Source organism: Burkholderia sp. BCC0419, assembly GCF_902830285.1.
Taxonomy (GTDB): Bacteria; Pseudomonadota; Gammaproteobacteria; order Burkholderiales; family Burkholderiaceae; genus Burkholderia.
In genome coordinates this window covers 220,253-233,565 of record NZ_CADESR010000005.1, presented here as the reverse complement: position 1 = coordinate 233,565, position 13,313 = coordinate 220,253, and the positions used below count along the sequence as shown (strand labels likewise).

Sequence of the window (13,313 nt, the reverse complement as noted above, 5' to 3'; positions counted from 1 at the left end):
GAGGAAGTTACATGCGGAAGTGTTCGCCGAGGTACACGCGGCGCACGCTTTCGTTTTCGATGATTTCGCTGGGGGCGCCGGCGGCCAGCACCGAACCGTCGCTGATGATGTACGCGTGGTCGCAGATGCCGAGCGTTTCGCGGACGTTGTGGTCCGTGATCAGCACGCCGATGTTGCGTTGCTTCAGGAACTTGACGATCTTCTGGATCTCGAGCACCGCGATCGGGTCGACGCCGGCGAACGGTTCGTCGAGCAGGATGAAGCTCGGGTTGGTCGCGAGCGCGCGCGCGATTTCGACGCGGCGCCGTTCGCCGCCCGACAGCGACAGCGCGGGATTCTCGCGCAGGTGGCCGATCTGCAGCTCATCGAGCAGCGCTTCGGTGCGCAACGAGATCGCGTCCTTCGACAGCCGCTTGCCGTCTTCGCCGTGCTGCAGCTCGAGCACCGCGCGGATGTTTTCCTCGACGGTCAGCTTGCGGAACACGGACGCTTCCTGCGGCAGGTACGACAGGCCGAGCGACGCGCGCTTGTGGATCGGCAGCAGGCTGATCGAGCTGCCGTTCAGCGAGATTTCGCCCGCGTCCGTCGGCACGAGGCCGACGATCATGTAGAACGACGTGGTCTTGCCGGCGCCGTTCGGGCCGAGCAGGCCGACGACTTCGCCGCTCTTCACGTCGAGCGACACGTCCTTGACGACCGTGCGCGAGCCGTAGCGCTTCTTCAGGTTGCGGACGACGAGCGAGCTCGTGGTGCCGGCCGGCTGGCGGTTCGGGAGCGCGTTCATTGGCCGGGCGCTCCCTGGATCGTGGTCGACGGCGACAGCTTGGCCGGCGCCCCGTTCAGCGGCGCGGGGCCGCCGTTCTTCGGCGACAGCATCGCGCGCACGCGGCCGTTCGGGTTGCCCGGCGCCGCGACGTCCTTGCCGCCCTTCGCGGTGTAGAAGTCGCGCTGGCCGTCGTACGTGATCACGCTGCCGTGCACGGTATCGGCGATCGTCGACGTGCCCTGCAGGCGGCGCACGGTCGCGGCGGTGGTCAGCGTGGTCAGGTCCTGCTTGCCGTCGTAGTCGATGCGCTCGGCGTCGCCGTCGATGTATTCGTCGAGGCCTTCGCGCTTCTGGCGGAACGTCGCGTGCTTCTTGCCGCTGCCGAACGACGTCGCGTACTGGTAGCCTTCCGGGTCCTGACGCACTTCGACGCGATCGCCCTTGATGATGATCGTGCCCTTCGTGATCACGACGTTGCCGGTCGCGACCGTGACCTGCTTCAGATCGTCATAGGTCAGGTTGTCGGCCTCGACGTTGATCGGCTTGTTCTGGTCGGCCTTCTCGGCATGGGCGAGCGGCGCCAGCCCGATGAGCGGGAGCGCCACGAGCGTCGCGGCGAGCGCGGCGCGGACGGCGCGCGCAGCGCCGCCGGAAATATGTCGAGGGAACGGTTCGTTCATGCAGTCACGTGAGGGATGCGTCACTTGGGTTGACCTTTCGAGCCGCCGGACGTGTCCGCCGCGGCAATCGTGCCGCGCACGTTGCCGTAAAGCTCGATGACCCGGGTGACGTTGTTGTACTTCATGCCGTCGGTCGCGTTGACGAGCGACAGGCCGCGCTGAAGTTTAACCGGCTTTTCGGTCTGGATCACATCGTCATTGACGAAGATCCGGAAATGCTGGGAATCGGCCTGCATCTGCGGATCGCCGCCGCCGGCTGCGCGCAGGATGCGCGCATCGTCGTACAAATCGACGATCGACACGTCGCCGTTGACGGTGCCGCGCTTCGCGGTGGTCGTCACGACGGGCTTGCCGGGCTGGAACGCGCGCATGGCCGGATCGGTCAGGTCGCTGCTTTCGGTGTCTTCGTAATGGACCAGCTTCGCGGCCGTCAGCCGGTACTGGGTCGTGCCGGACTGGTCGAGCTCGGTGACCGAGAAGTTGTCCGCGAAATAGTCGGGCGTGTGGCGCTTCGGCTGCACGGTGCCCTCGCCGGGCGGCGGCAGGGTGGCCTGCAGCAGCCACCAGGTGACGCCCGCGAGCGCGGCGACCGCGGCGAGCGGCAGCATCTGGGTCCAGCGGAAATGCGTGCTCATCGGTCAGGCTCCGCAGGCGGCGGCGAGCAGCGCGTCGTAGCGGCGCTGCGCACGCAGGATCGCATCGCAGGCCTCGCGCACGGCGCCGTGGCCGCCGCGGGCCTCGGCGACCCAGTGCGCGCGGGCGATCACCTCGGGGTGCGCGTTCGCGGGGGCCGTGGCGAAGCCGCAGCGCAGCATCACCGGCAGGTCGGGCCAGTCGTCGCCCATGTAGCCGCAGGCGTCGGCCGTCAGGCCGAGCGACGCGATCAGGTCGGCGAACACGGTGAGCTTGTTCTCGACGCCCTGGAACAGGTGCGCGATCTTCATTTCCTTCGCGCGCGCCGCGACGATGTCCGAGCGGCGGCCCGTGATGATCGCGGTCGCGATGCCGGCTTCGCCGAGCAGCTTCACGCCGTGGCCGTCGAGCGAATTGAACGACTTCATCGCGTCGCCGGCCGCAGTAAACAGCAGGCCGCCGTCGGTCAGTACGCCGTCGACGTCGAAAATCATCAGCTTCACGCGGCTCGCGCGTTCGGCCGCAGTCAGCGCTGCGCTCATCAGATCACCTTCTTCGAAAACAGGTCGTGCATGTTCAGCGCGCCGATCAGCGCGCCGTCGGCATCGACGACCAGCATCTGGTTGATCCGGTGGCGCTCCATCAGTTCCACGGCCTCGACCGCCAGGTGATCCGGCGCAATCGTGCGCGGGTCGCGCGTCATGACTTCGGTGATCGGCAGCGTGCGGAAGTCGCCGTCGCGCGCGAGCACGCGGCGCAGGTCGCCGTCCGTGAAGATGCCGGCGACCTTGCCGTCGGCGTCGACCACGGCCGTCATGCCGAGGCGTTTCGCGGTGATCTGGAACAGCGCGTCCGACAGCGTCGCGTTCAGCCCGACGGACGGGACGTCGTCGCCCGAGCGCATCACGTCGCGCACGTAGGTGAGCAGGCGCCGGCCGAGCGCGCCGCCCGGATGCGAGCGCGCGAAATCGTCCGAGCCGAAGCCGCGCGCGTCGAGCACGGCGACGGCGAGCGCATCGCCGAGCGCGAGCGCGGCGGTCGTGCTCGCGGTGGGCGCGAGGTTCAGCGGGCACGCTTCCTTCGACACCGCGGCGTTCAGGTTCACGTCGGCGAGCGTGCCGAGGCTCGACCCCACTCGGCCCGTGATCGCGATCAGCTTCGCGCCGATCCGCTTCACGAGCGGCAGGATCGCGACGAGTTCCGCCGATTCGCCGGAATAGGAGATGCCGATGAAGACGTCGTCGGAGGTGACCATCCCGAGGTCGCCGTGGCTGGCCTCGGCAGGGTGGACGAAGAAGGCCGGGGTGCCGGTGCTGGCCAGCGTGGCTGCGATCTTGCGGGCGATATGCCCCGATTTGCCGATGCCGGACACCACCACGCGGCCGCGGCAGCCGAGCAGCAGCGCAACGGCCTCGACGAAGCCGCCGTCGAGCTGGTCGCGCAGCGCGCGCACGGCGTCCGCCTCGATGTCGAGCACGTCGCGGGCGAGCGCGAGCGCCCGGTCATCATTGATTTTCGCTATCATGCGCGGAGTATAGCAAAGGCGTTTGTTCGCCGCGCCGGCCTTCGGACTCGTCCGAAGCAGCCTGTCCACCGCCACCACCCCGCGCCCGCATTGCCGTGGCCCCGACGAACGAGGACGCTTCGCCTGTGATTTCCCCGCTCGAAATGACCCTGCTGCTGCTGCTGGCCTCGGTGGTGGGCGTCGTCGTATTCCGCTCGTTGAACCTGCCGCCGATGCTCGGCTACCTGACCGTCGGCATCCTGGTCGGCCCGCACGCGCTCGGCATCACGGCGGATCTCGAACGGGCCGAGCATCTCGCGGAATTCGGCGTGGTGTTCCTGATGTTCTCGATCGGCCTCGAATTCTCGCTGGCGAAGCTGAGGTCGATGCAGCGGCTCGTGTTCGGGCTCGGGCTGCTGCAGGTCGTCGCGACGCTGGTACTCGCGCTCGCGCTCGGCGCGCTGTTCGAGCGCTGGGAGCACCTCACATGGCAGGGCAGCATCGCGCTCGGCGGCGCGCTCGCGATGTCGTCGACGGCGATCGTGTCGAAGATGCTCGCCGAGCGGCTCGAGATCGAGACCGAGCACGGCCGCAACATCTTCGGCGTGCTGCTGTTCCAGGATCTCGCGGTCGTGCCGCTGCTGATCGTGATCGCCGCGTTCGGCGCCGAATCGTCGAAGGACCTCGCGCTCACGCTCGGCGTCGCGGCGGTCAAGATCGTGATCGCGCTTACGCTGCTGCTGGTCATCGGGCAGCGCTTCATGACGCGCTGGCTCAACGTCGTCGCGCGGCGCCGCTCGCAGGAGCTGTTCGTGCTGAACCTGCTGCTCGTCACGCTGGGCGCCGCGTTCATCACCGACAAGTTCGGCCTGTCGCTCGCGCTCGGCGCGTTCATCGCGGGGATGCTCATTTCCGAGACGCCGTTCCGCCACCAGGTGGAGGAGGACATCAAGCCGTTCCGCGACGTGCTGCTCGGCCTGTTCTTCGTGACGACGGGGATGCTGCTCGATCCGCGCGTGATCTGGGAGCATCCGTTGCTCGTGCTCGGCTTCTTCGTCGGGCAGATCCTGTTCAAGGCGACCATGATCGCCGGGCTCGCGCGCCTCTTCGGCGCGACGCCGGGCGTCGCGATGCGCACGGGCATCGGCCTCGCGCAGGCCGGCGAATTCGGCTTCGTGCTGCTGAACCTGATCCTCGACCGGCATCTCGTCGATTCGACGCTGCTGCAGGCGATCCTCGCGTCGATGCTGCTGTCGATGCTCGCCGCGCCGTTCCTGATCCAGAACGCCGACCGCATCGTGATGCGGCTGTCGTCGACCGAATGGATGCAGCAGTCGCTGCAGATGACGCGGATCGCGACGCAAAGCCTGAAGCAGCGCGGCCACGTGATCATCTGCGGCTACGGCCGCGCGGGCCAGAACCTGGCGCGCATGCTCGAGCAGGAAGGCATTTCGTACGTCGCGCTCGATCTCGACCCCGATCGCGTGAGCGCGGCCGCGACGGCCGGCGAATCGGTTGTGTTCGGCGACGCGGCGCGCCGCGAGTCGCTGGTCGCGGCTGGTATCCACCGGGCGGCGGCCGTCGCGATCACCTATGCGAACACGCCGTCCGCGCTGCGCGTGCTGCACCACGTGCACGAGCTGGAGCCGACGCTGCCCGCGATCGTGCGCACCGTCGACGATGCCGATCTCGAGAAGCTGCTCGCGGCCGGCGCGACCGAGGTGATTCCGGAGATCGTCGAGGGCAGCCTGATGCTCGCGTCGCATACGCTGGTGCTGGTCGGCGTGCCGATGCGCAAGGTCGTGCGACGCGTCGAGGAGATGCGCGACGAGCGCTACAGCCTGCTGCGCGGCTATTTCCGCGGCGCGGACGACGCGGACGACGACGATCACGAGCAGGTGCGGCTACAATCGGTGCCGGTCGATGCGCGCGCGGACGCGGTCGGGCGTTCGCTGGAAGAACTGGGGCTGTATGCGCTCGGCCTGGAAGTCACGGCGATCCGCCGGCACGGCATCCGCGGCGTCGAACCCGATCCGCAGACCAAGCTGCGCGCGAGCGACATCGTGGTGCTGCGCGGGCTGCCCGAGGCGCTCGCGCTCGCGGAGGAGCGGTTGTCGCGCCATCGGCGCGATCCGCCGGCCGCGGCTGCGTGAGCCGCGATTCACAACCTGACCCGTATTGATCAGAAACGGTGCCCGATCTTCGCGCACCGTTTTTTTCGGAGAGTTTCATGCCGCATTCGTCGCCGGGCACACCGCTCGATCCGGTCGCCTTCCTCCACAGCCAGATCCGCACGGTGCCCGACTGGCCGCAGCCGGGCGTGCAGTTCCGCGACATCACGACGCTGCTGCAGAGCCCGAAGGCGCTGCGCATCCTCGTCGACCTGTTCGTCGAACGTTATGTCGACGCGAAGCTCGACTACGTCGCGGGCCTCGACGCGCGCGGCTTCATCATCGCGCCGATCGTCGCGTACGAGCTGAGCGTCGGCTTCGTGCCGATCCGCAAGGTCGGCAAGCTGCCGTACAAGACGCGTTCGGAATCGTACGACCTCGAATACGGCAGCGCGACGGTCGAGATTCACGAAGATGCGTGCAAGCCCGGCGACCGCGTGATCATCATGGACGACCTGATCGCGACCGGCGGCACGATGATGGCGGGGCGCAACCTGCTGCAGCGGCTCGGCGCGGTGGTCGTCGAAGGCGCGGCGATCATCGACCTGCCCGATCTCGGCGGCTCGGCGCTGCTGCGCAACGCCGGACTGCCGGTCTATACCGTTACCGAATTCGCCGGCCACTGAACGCCGGTCCGCCGGGGGTTGCCGCTCCGGCTTGCCGGGTTCACGCCTGGTTCACGCTTGGTTCACATTCCGCAGCGAGGTCACGATGCCCAATTTCATGCTGTTTCTCGCCACGTCGATCGCGATCACGTTCGCGCCGGGTCCCGACAACCTGCAGGTGCTCGCCCGCGGCATCTCGCAGGGCCGCGCGGCCGGCTTCGTCGCCGCGCTCGGCTTCACGGCGGGGATCCTGTTCCACACGACGCTCGCGGCGCTCGGCGTCGCGGCCGTGCTGCGTTCGTCGCCGGTCGCGTTCCAGATCCTGAAGCTCGCGGGCGCCGCATACCTCGTGTGGATCGGCATCAAGGCGCTGCGCAGCCAGGGCCTCGCGAACGCGCATGCGCGCCCGCCGCAGCCGCTCGGCACGATCTTCCGGCAGAGCGTGATCGGCAACCTGATGAACCCGAAGGTCACACTGTTCTTCGTCGTGTTCCTGCCGCAGTTCGTCGATCCGCACGGCGCGCAGGGCGTGACGCTGCAGATGTTCGAGCTCGGCGCGCTGTTCATGCTGCAGACGGCCGCGGTCTTCTCGCTGTTCGGCGTCGGCGCGGGCATGATCGGCGCATGGCTGAAGCGCCGCCCGAAGGCCGGCGTGTGGCTCGACCGGATCGCCGGCGCGACGTTCATCGCGATCGGCATCCGCGTCGCGCTGAAGGACTGAGCGCGATGACGTTTCCGTGCATCGCGGCCGCGCGCCGCTTCGATCCGGCCGCGCATCTGCGTTTCGAGATCGCCGGCCAGGCGGTCGGCTGGGTGCGCCGCCAGGACGTCGCGAAGCTCGCGCGCTGGCCCGACGTGTTCGAGCTGACCGGCGAGCGGGTCGTGCTGTCGGCGCGCTACGATTCGGTCGACGCGCGCAGCATGGCGCTGGCCAGCGCGATCGGCGCGCTCGCGGCCGAAGGCGCGATTCCCGGCTGGCGCGACGAGATCTACGCGATCCGCAACCGCTTCGACGATCCGCCGCTCGCCTACATCGAGCGCGCCGCGTCGCGCTTCTTCGGCACGCAGACCTATGCGGTGCACGTGAACGGCATCGTAGAATACGCGGTTACGCCGGGCGAGCCGCCCGCCGCGGCCGCGCCGAAGATGTGGCTCGGCCGCCGCAGCGCGACCAAGGCCACCGACCCCGGCATGCTCGACAACGTCGTCGCCGGCGGGATCGGCTGGGGGCTGGGCGTTCACGAGACGCTCGCGAAGGAATGCTGGGAAGAAGCCGGCATTCCGGCCGATCTGGCGGCGCGCGCGATCGCGGGCCGCACGGTACAGGTGCTGAACGCGTTGCCGGAAGGCACGCAGTCGGAACTGATCTTCGTGTACGACCTGCCGCTGCCGCACGACTTCGCGCCGCGCAACCAGGACGGCGAAGTGGCCGAGCACCTGCTGGCCAGCGTGCCCGAGGTGATCGGCTGGCTGCGCGAAGGCCGCGCGACGATGGATGCGAGCCTCGCGACGCTCGACACGCTGCTGCGCCACCGCTGGATTCCGGCGGCCGACGCGGCCGGTATCGACGCGCTGTTCGTGCCGGCCGCGTGACGCGCGCCGCGCGGCGCGAACGGGCAATTTGACGAATACGGAAACAATGGGAGTCGCGGTCATGCCGACCGATCACAGCTTTATCTTGAAACTGTCGTGCCCCGACCGGCACGGCATCGTCCATGCGGTCTCGGGCTTCCTGTTCGAGCGCAGCAACAACATCCTCGATTCCGCGCAGTTCGGCGACAGCCGCACCAGCGAGTTCTTCATGCGCGTGCACTTCGAGCAGGACGGCGGCGGCGTGGATGCCGCGTCGGCGCTCGACACGCTTCGCAACGAATTCGCGCCGCTCGCCGAGCAGTTCTCGATGCGCTGGGAGCTGCACGATGCGGCTGTGAAGCCGCGCGTCGTGATCATGGTGTCGAAGATCGGCCACTGCCTGAACGACCTGCTGTTCCGCTATCGCACCGGCCAGTTGCCGATCGAGATTCCGGCGATCGTGTCGAACCACAAGGAGTTCTACCAGCTTGCCGCGAGCTACAACATTCCGTTCCATCACTTCCCGCTGATCGGCGGTTCGTCCGATGCCGCGAAGGCCGCGCAGGAAGCGCGCGTGCTGGAAGTGATCGACGAGCACCAGGCCGATCTCGTCGTGCTCGCGCGCTACATGCAGATCCTGTCGCCGAACATGTGCGAGCAGCTCGCCGGGCGCGCGATCAACATCCACCATTCGTTCCTGCCGAGCTTCAAGGGTGCGAAGCCTTACTACCAGGCGTTCGACCGCGGCGTGAAGCTGATCGGCGCGACCGCGCACTACGTGACGACCGATCTCGACGAAGGCCCGATCATCGAGCAGGAAGTCGAGCGCGTCGATCACAGCATGACGCCCGACCAGCTGACCGCGATCGGCCGCGACGTCGAGTGCGTGACGCTCGCGCGCGCGGTGAAGTGGCACGTCGAGCACCGGATCGTGCTGAACGGGACGAAGACGGTCGTGTTCCGCTGATCCGTCGGCCGCGGAAGGCCGGCTCCACGAGCAAAAACGCCGCGCCCTTCACGGGGCGCGGCGTTTTTTATCGCCGTTGACGAGCGGGCGGCTTCAGATCAGCCGCAGCAGGTACAGCTCGCGTTTCAGGTACGCATAGAAGATCGGCGCGGCGATCACGCCCGGCAGCCCGAACGCGGCTTCCATGATCAGCATCGCGAGCAGCAGCTCCCACGCGCGCGACTCGATCTGGCCGCCGATGATCTTCGCGTTCAGGAAGTATTCGAGCTTGTGGATGACCACGAGGAACGCGAGCGACGCGATCGCGGTGCCCATGCTGACCGACAGCGACACCGCGACGATCAGCGTGTTCGAGATCAGGTTGCCGATCACGGGCAGCAGGCCGACGATGAACGTGACGAGCACGAGCGTTTTCGACAGCGGCAGCCGCTGGTGGAAGATCGGCAGCGCGACGAGCAGGTAGATGCCGGTGAAGGCCGCGTTGATCGCCGAGATCTTGATCTGCGCGAACACGATGCGGCGGAACGCGTCGGCGAAGCGCGACACGCGCGTGACGAGCGCGGTCGACAGCGGCCGGCGCACCTTGCCCTGCTCGACGCCGATCGCGATCATCGCGCCGATGATCATCCCGAACAGCACGTGGCCGAAGCCGCGCGCGACGCTCTTGCCGCTTTGCTGGAGCTGGTCCATGTGCGAGTGCATCAGCACGGCCGCCTTCGTCTTCATCTGTTCGACGTCGACGGGCAGCAGGTTCGCGATCCAGGCCGGCGTGCGTGCGCGGGTCTGCTCGACGATCTGCATCAACTGGTCGAGCAGGCTCTGCAGGTTCGGCACCGTGTGCTCGAAATGCTCGATGATGCCGAGCGTCAGGCCGGTGAGCCCGCCGACGATCGCGATCGACAGCAGCACGACGGCGACCCAGCGCGCGCGCATGCTGGTGGTATGGCGTTCGATCACGGGCGCGATCGTGTGGATCAGCTGATAGACGAGCAGGCCGGCCAGCATCCCGCCGAGCAGCCGGAGCTCGAGGACGAGCCACATCATGACGAGCGCGAAGAGATAGCTGCCGACCTCGAGTGCCGACAGCTTCGGCAGGCTCAAGTCGCTCGTCAGCCGCACGCTGCGCAGGTGCGGCTCGCGGTTCTGCGTGTCGCGCGACTCTTGTTGCTTCTCCATCGTGGATTCCTGTCGTCCGTGTGTCGTGCCGCGCAGCGCGCGGCAGAGCGCCGGTCGCCCGGCGCCGCACCGGATTGGTGCGGATGGCGAACCTTACGACCGTAAAGTATAGCTGCCATTATGGTCCGCAAACGGGCCGTTTGGCGCGTGGTGTAAACGCAGAAGGGAAAACGAGGGGACGCGGCCCGCCCTCGACGCGCGCACGGCCGGGCGGCCGCGCGCGGGGAAGGGCGGAACCGGCGGACGGGCGTCAACCGGCCGCGACTTTGCGGGTCGGACGCTTGAGCAGCGGCGCGAGGTACTTGCCGGTGAAGCTCGCCTTCGTCTTCGCGACCTGCTCGGGCGTGCCCTGCGCGATGATCTGGCCGCCGCCGGCGCCGCCTTCGGGGCCGAGGTCGATCACCCAGTCGGCCGTCTTGATCACGTCGAGGTTGTGCTCGATGATCACGACCGTGTTGCCCTGGTCGCGCAGCCGGTGGATCACTTCCAGCAGCAGCGCGATGTCGTGGAAGTGCAGGCCGGTGGTCGGCTCGTCGAGGATGTACAGCGTGCGGCCGGTGTCGCGCTTCGACAGCTCCAGCGACAGCTTCACGCGCTGCGCCTCGCCGCCCGACAGCGTCGTGGCCGACTGGCCGAGGCGGATGTAGCCGAGGCCGACGTCGAGCAGCGTCTTCAGCTTGCGCGCGATGACCGGCACCGCGCTGAAGAACTCGTACGCGTGCTCGACCGTCATGTCGAGCACTTCGCTGATGTTCTTGCCCTTGTACTGCACTTCGAGCGTTTCGCGGTTGTAGCGCTTGCCGTGGCACACGTCGCACGGCACGTAGACGTCCGGCAGGAAGTGCATCTCGACCTTCAGCACGCCGTCGCCCTGGCACGATTCGCAGCGGCCGCCCTTCACGTTGAACGAGAAGCGGCCCGGATCGTAGCCGCGCTCCTTCGACGCCGGGACGCCCGAGAACAGCTCGCGGATCGGCGTGAACAGGCCCGTGTACGTGGCCGGGTTCGAGCGCGGCGTGCGGCCGATCGGCGACTGGTCGACGTTGATCACCTTGTCGAAATGCTCGAGGCCCTCGATCGCCTCGTGCGGCGCCGGCTCGGCCGATGAGCCGTACAGGTGCCGCGCGACCGCGTGATACAGCGTGTCGTTGATCAGCGTCGACTTGCCGGAGCCCGACACGCCGGTGATGCAGGTCAGGAGGCCGACCGGCAGCTCCAGATCGACGTGCTTCAGGTTGTTGCCGTGCGCGTCGACGATGCGCAGCATCCGCTCGGGATCGGGCGCGAGCCGCTCGTCCGGATACTCGATGACGCGCTTGCCGAGCAGGTACTGGCCGGTCAGCGACTGCGGGTTCGACTGCACCTGCTTCGGCGTGCCTTCGGCGACCACGACGCCGCCGTGCTCGCCCGCGCCCGGCCCCATGTCGACGACGTAGTCGGCCGTGCGGATCATGTCCTCGTCGTGCTCGACGACGATCACCGAATTGCCGAGGTCGCGCAGGTGCTTGAGCGTGCCGATCAGGCGGTCGTTGTCGCGCTGGTGCAGGCCGATCGACGGCTCGTCGAGCACGTACATCACGCCCGTGAGGCCCGAGCCGATCTGCGACGCGAGCCGGATGCGCTGCGCCTCGCCGCCCGACAAGGTCTCGGCGCTGCGCTCGAGCGACAGGTAGTCGAGGCCGACGTTGTTCAGGAACGTGAGGCGCGCGACGATTTCCTTGATCACCTTGTCGGCGATCTCGCGCTTCGCGCCTTCGAGCGTCAGCCCGTCGAAATAGCCGAGCGCGTCGCGCAGCGGCCAGCCGCTGATTTCATAGATGCCGCGCGCATGGTCGCCGGTGCCGATCCGCACGTGGCGCGCCTCGCGGCGCAAGCGCGTGCCGTCGCACGACGGGCACGGCTGGTTGTTCTGGTACTTCGACAGCTCTTCGCGCACCGCGACCGAATCGGTCTCGCGGTAGCGGCGTTCGAGGTTCGGGATGATCCCTTCGAACACGTGCTCGCGGATCGTCGTGCGGCCGCGCTCGTTGATGTACGAGAACGGGATCGTCTGCTTGCCCGAGCCGAACAGCAGCACCTTGCGGATCTTTTCGGGCAGATCCTCGAAGGCGGCGTCGATGTCGAATTCGTAGAATGCCGCGAGGCTCTGCAGCATCTGGAAATAGAACTGGTTGCGCCGGTCCCAGCCCTTCACCGCGCCGGCGGCAAGCGACAGCGACGGGTGCGCGACGACCCGCTTCGGGTCGAAGAACGTGATCTGGCCGAGGCCGTCGCATTCCGGGCACGCGCCCATCGGGTTGTTGAACGAGAACAGGCGCGGCTCGAGCTCCTGCAGCGAGTACGAGCAGATCGGGCACGCGAACTTCGAGCTGAACAGGTGCTCGCGGTCGGTATCCATCTCGAGCGCGATCGCGCGGCCGTCGGCGAGGCGCAGCGCGGTTTCGAACGATTCGGCGAGCCGCTGCTTCATGTCCGGGCGCACCTTCAGGCGATCGACGACGACGTCGATCGTGTGCTTGTCGTTCTTCTTCAGCTTCGGCAGCGACTCGACCTCGTAGATCTTCGCGACGCCTTCGTTCGCGGTGCCGCCGCCCGAGCGCACGCGAAAGCGCACGAAGCCCTGCGCCTGCATCTCCTCGAACAGCTCGGCGTGCTCGCCCTTGCGGTTCGCGACGACGGGCGCGAGGATCATCAGCTTGGTTTCCTCGGGCAGCGCGAGCGCCGCGTCGACCATCTGCGACACGCTCTGCGCCTCGAGCGGGATGTCGTGGTCGGGGCAGTACGGCGTGCCGACACGTGCGTACAAAAGTCGCAGGTAGTCGTGGATTTCCGTGACCGTGCCGACGGTCGAACGCGGGTTGTGGGACGTTGCCTTCTGCTCGATCGAGATCGCTGGCGACAGCCCCTCGATCAGGTCGACGTCGGGCTTCTCCATCAGCTGCAGGAACTGGCGGGCGTACGCGGACAGGCTTTCCACGTAGCGGCGCTGGCCTTCGGCATAAAGGGTGTCGAACGCGAGCGACGACTTGCCCGACCCGGACAACCCGGTAATCACGACCAGTTTGTGGCGCGGCAGGTCGAGATTGACGTTTTTCAGGTTGTGGGTGCGTGCCCCACGGATACGGATCTGTTCCATGAACCTGGCGAAAATGGAGGGAACCAAACCTGCTACTATAACGGCTTTTCGAGACCGTCGTTTACGGCCCCCAGCCTTTACAGCAGGTGGCAGCAAGGCGACA

12 protein-coding genes are annotated in these 13,313 nt (G+C 67.6%); 5 read left to right on the top strand and 7 right to left on the bottom strand.

Annotated features, from left to right (window positions below; all coding sequences use genetic code 11):
• Nucleotides 1-7: 7 nt before the first annotated feature.
• Genes lptB through kdsD form a run of 5 tightly spaced genes read right to left on the bottom strand, consistent with a single transcriptional unit; the run spans nucleotide 8 to nucleotide 3,604 of the window.
• Nucleotides 8-784 (bottom strand): LPS export ABC transporter ATP-binding protein, encoded by a 777-nt coding sequence (gene lptB / locus HWW87_RS24835; RefSeq protein ID WP_175822536.1) that lies wholly within the window; start codon nucleotides 782-784, stop codon nucleotides 8-10.
• The gene (gene lptA, locus HWW87_RS24830) at nucleotides 781-1,446 is read right to left on the bottom strand and encodes a lipopolysaccharide transport periplasmic protein LptA (RefSeq protein WP_175822535.1); all 666 of its coding nucleotides are present in this window, start codon (nucleotides 1,444-1,446) and stop codon (nucleotides 781-783) included. Before lptA ends, lptB begins: the two co-directional genes overlap by 4 nt.
• A gap of 20 nt (nucleotides 1,447-1,466) precedes the next feature.
• On the bottom strand, nucleotides 1,467-2,081 hold the full coding sequence (gene lptC / locus HWW87_RS24825) for an LPS export ABC transporter periplasmic protein LptC (protein ID WP_174432229.1): 615 nt from the start codon (nucleotides 2,079-2,081) through the stop codon (nucleotides 1,467-1,469).
• Between the two features lie 3 nt (nucleotides 2,082-2,084).
• Nucleotides 2,085-2,621 carry an HAD family hydrolase gene (locus tag HWW87_RS24820; RefSeq protein ID WP_175822534.1) on the bottom strand — a complete coding sequence of 179 codons (537 nt, stop codon included), beginning with the start codon at nucleotides 2,619-2,621 and terminating at the stop codon, nucleotides 2,085-2,087.
• Nucleotides 2,621-3,604 carry an arabinose 5-phosphate isomerase KdsD gene (gene kdsD, locus HWW87_RS24815; RefSeq protein WP_175822533.1) on the bottom strand — a complete coding sequence of 328 codons (984 nt, stop codon included), beginning with the start codon at nucleotides 3,602-3,604 and terminating at the stop codon, nucleotides 2,621-2,623. Before kdsD ends, HWW87_RS24820 begins: the two co-directional genes overlap by 1 nt.
• 125 nt (nucleotides 3,605-3,729) lie before the next feature.
• Between kdsD and HWW87_RS24810 the strand changes: the two genes are divergently transcribed.
• The 5 genes from HWW87_RS24810 (at nucleotide 3,730) to purU (ending at nucleotide 8,898) form a co-directional block, all read left to right on the top strand.
• On the top strand, nucleotides 3,730-5,736 hold the full coding sequence (locus tag HWW87_RS24810; protein ID WP_175822532.1) for a monovalent cation:proton antiporter family protein: 2,007 nt from the start codon (nucleotides 3,730-3,732) through the stop codon (nucleotides 5,734-5,736).
• Between the two features lie 77 nt (nucleotides 5,737-5,813).
• Complete coding sequence (locus HWW87_RS24805) at nucleotides 5,814-6,380, top strand: adenine phosphoribosyltransferase (protein WP_175822531.1); 567 nt, start codon at nucleotides 5,814-5,816, stop codon at nucleotides 6,378-6,380.
• A gap of 85 nt (nucleotides 6,381-6,465) precedes the next feature.
• Entirely contained in the window at nucleotides 6,466-7,080 is a 615-nt protein-coding gene (locus HWW87_RS24800; protein ID WP_059575668.1) for a LysE family translocator, read from the top strand.
• Nucleotides 7,081-7,085: 5 nt separating this feature from the next.
• Nucleotides 7,086-7,952, top strand: a complete 867-nt coding sequence (locus tag HWW87_RS24795) for an NUDIX hydrolase family protein (RefSeq protein ID WP_175822530.1) — start codon at nucleotides 7,086-7,088, stop codon at nucleotides 7,950-7,952.
• 61 nt (nucleotides 7,953-8,013) lie between these two features.
• Nucleotides 8,014-8,898 (top strand): formyltetrahydrofolate deformylase, encoded by an 885-nt coding sequence (gene purU, locus HWW87_RS24790; protein ID WP_174389022.1) that lies wholly within the window; start codon nucleotides 8,014-8,016, stop codon nucleotides 8,896-8,898.
• A 93-nt stretch (nucleotides 8,899-8,991) separates the two neighbouring features.
• Here purU and HWW87_RS24785 read toward each other — a convergent pair whose 3' ends face one another.
• Together HWW87_RS24785 and uvrA are read right to left on the bottom strand one after the other, a co-directional pair.
• Nucleotides 8,992-10,074 (bottom strand): hypothetical protein, encoded by a 1,083-nt coding sequence (locus HWW87_RS24785; RefSeq protein ID WP_175822529.1) that lies wholly within the window; start codon nucleotides 10,072-10,074, stop codon nucleotides 8,992-8,994.
• 250 nt (nucleotides 10,075-10,324) lie between these two features.
• Nucleotides 10,325-13,210, bottom strand: coding sequence for an excinuclease ABC subunit UvrA (gene uvrA / locus HWW87_RS24780; protein WP_175822528.1), 2,886 nt, complete (start codon nucleotides 13,208-13,210; stop codon nucleotides 10,325-10,327).
• Nucleotides 13,211-13,313 lie beyond the last annotated feature (103 nt).

Coding starts and splice junctions, on each gene's coding strand:
- lptB (WP_175822536.1), bottom strand. CDS start 784: ATGAACGCGCTCCCGAACCGCCAGCCGGCCGGCACCACGAGCTCGCTC.
- lptA (WP_175822535.1), bottom strand. CDS start 1,446: ATGAACGAACCGTTCCCTCGACATATTTCCGGCGGCGCTGCGCGCGCC.
- lptC (WP_174432229.1), bottom strand. CDS start 2,081: ATGAGCACGCATTTCCGCTGGACCCAGATGCTGCCGCTCGCCGCGGTC.
- HWW87_RS24820 (WP_175822534.1), bottom strand. CDS start 2,621: ATGAGCGCAGCGCTGACTGCGGCCGAACGCGCGAGCCGCGTGAAGCTG.
- kdsD (WP_175822533.1), bottom strand. CDS start 3,604: ATGATAGCGAAAATCAATGATGACCGGGCGCTCGCGCTCGCCCGCGAC.
- HWW87_RS24805 (WP_175822531.1), top strand. CDS start 5,814: ATGCCGCATTCGTCGCCGGGCACACCGCTCGATCCGGTCGCCTTCCTC.
- HWW87_RS24800 (WP_059575668.1), top strand. CDS start 6,466: ATGCCCAATTTCATGCTGTTTCTCGCCACGTCGATCGCGATCACGTTC.
- HWW87_RS24795 (WP_175822530.1), top strand. CDS start 7,086: ATGACGTTTCCGTGCATCGCGGCCGCGCGCCGCTTCGATCCGGCCGCG.
- purU (WP_174389022.1), top strand. CDS start 8,014: ATGCCGACCGATCACAGCTTTATCTTGAAACTGTCGTGCCCCGACCGG.
- HWW87_RS24785 (WP_175822529.1), bottom strand. CDS start 10,074: ATGGAGAAGCAACAAGAGTCGCGCGACACGCAGAACCGCGAGCCGCAC.
- uvrA (WP_175822528.1), bottom strand. CDS start 13,210: ATGGAACAGATCCGTATCCGTGGGGCACGCACCCACAACCTGAAAAAC.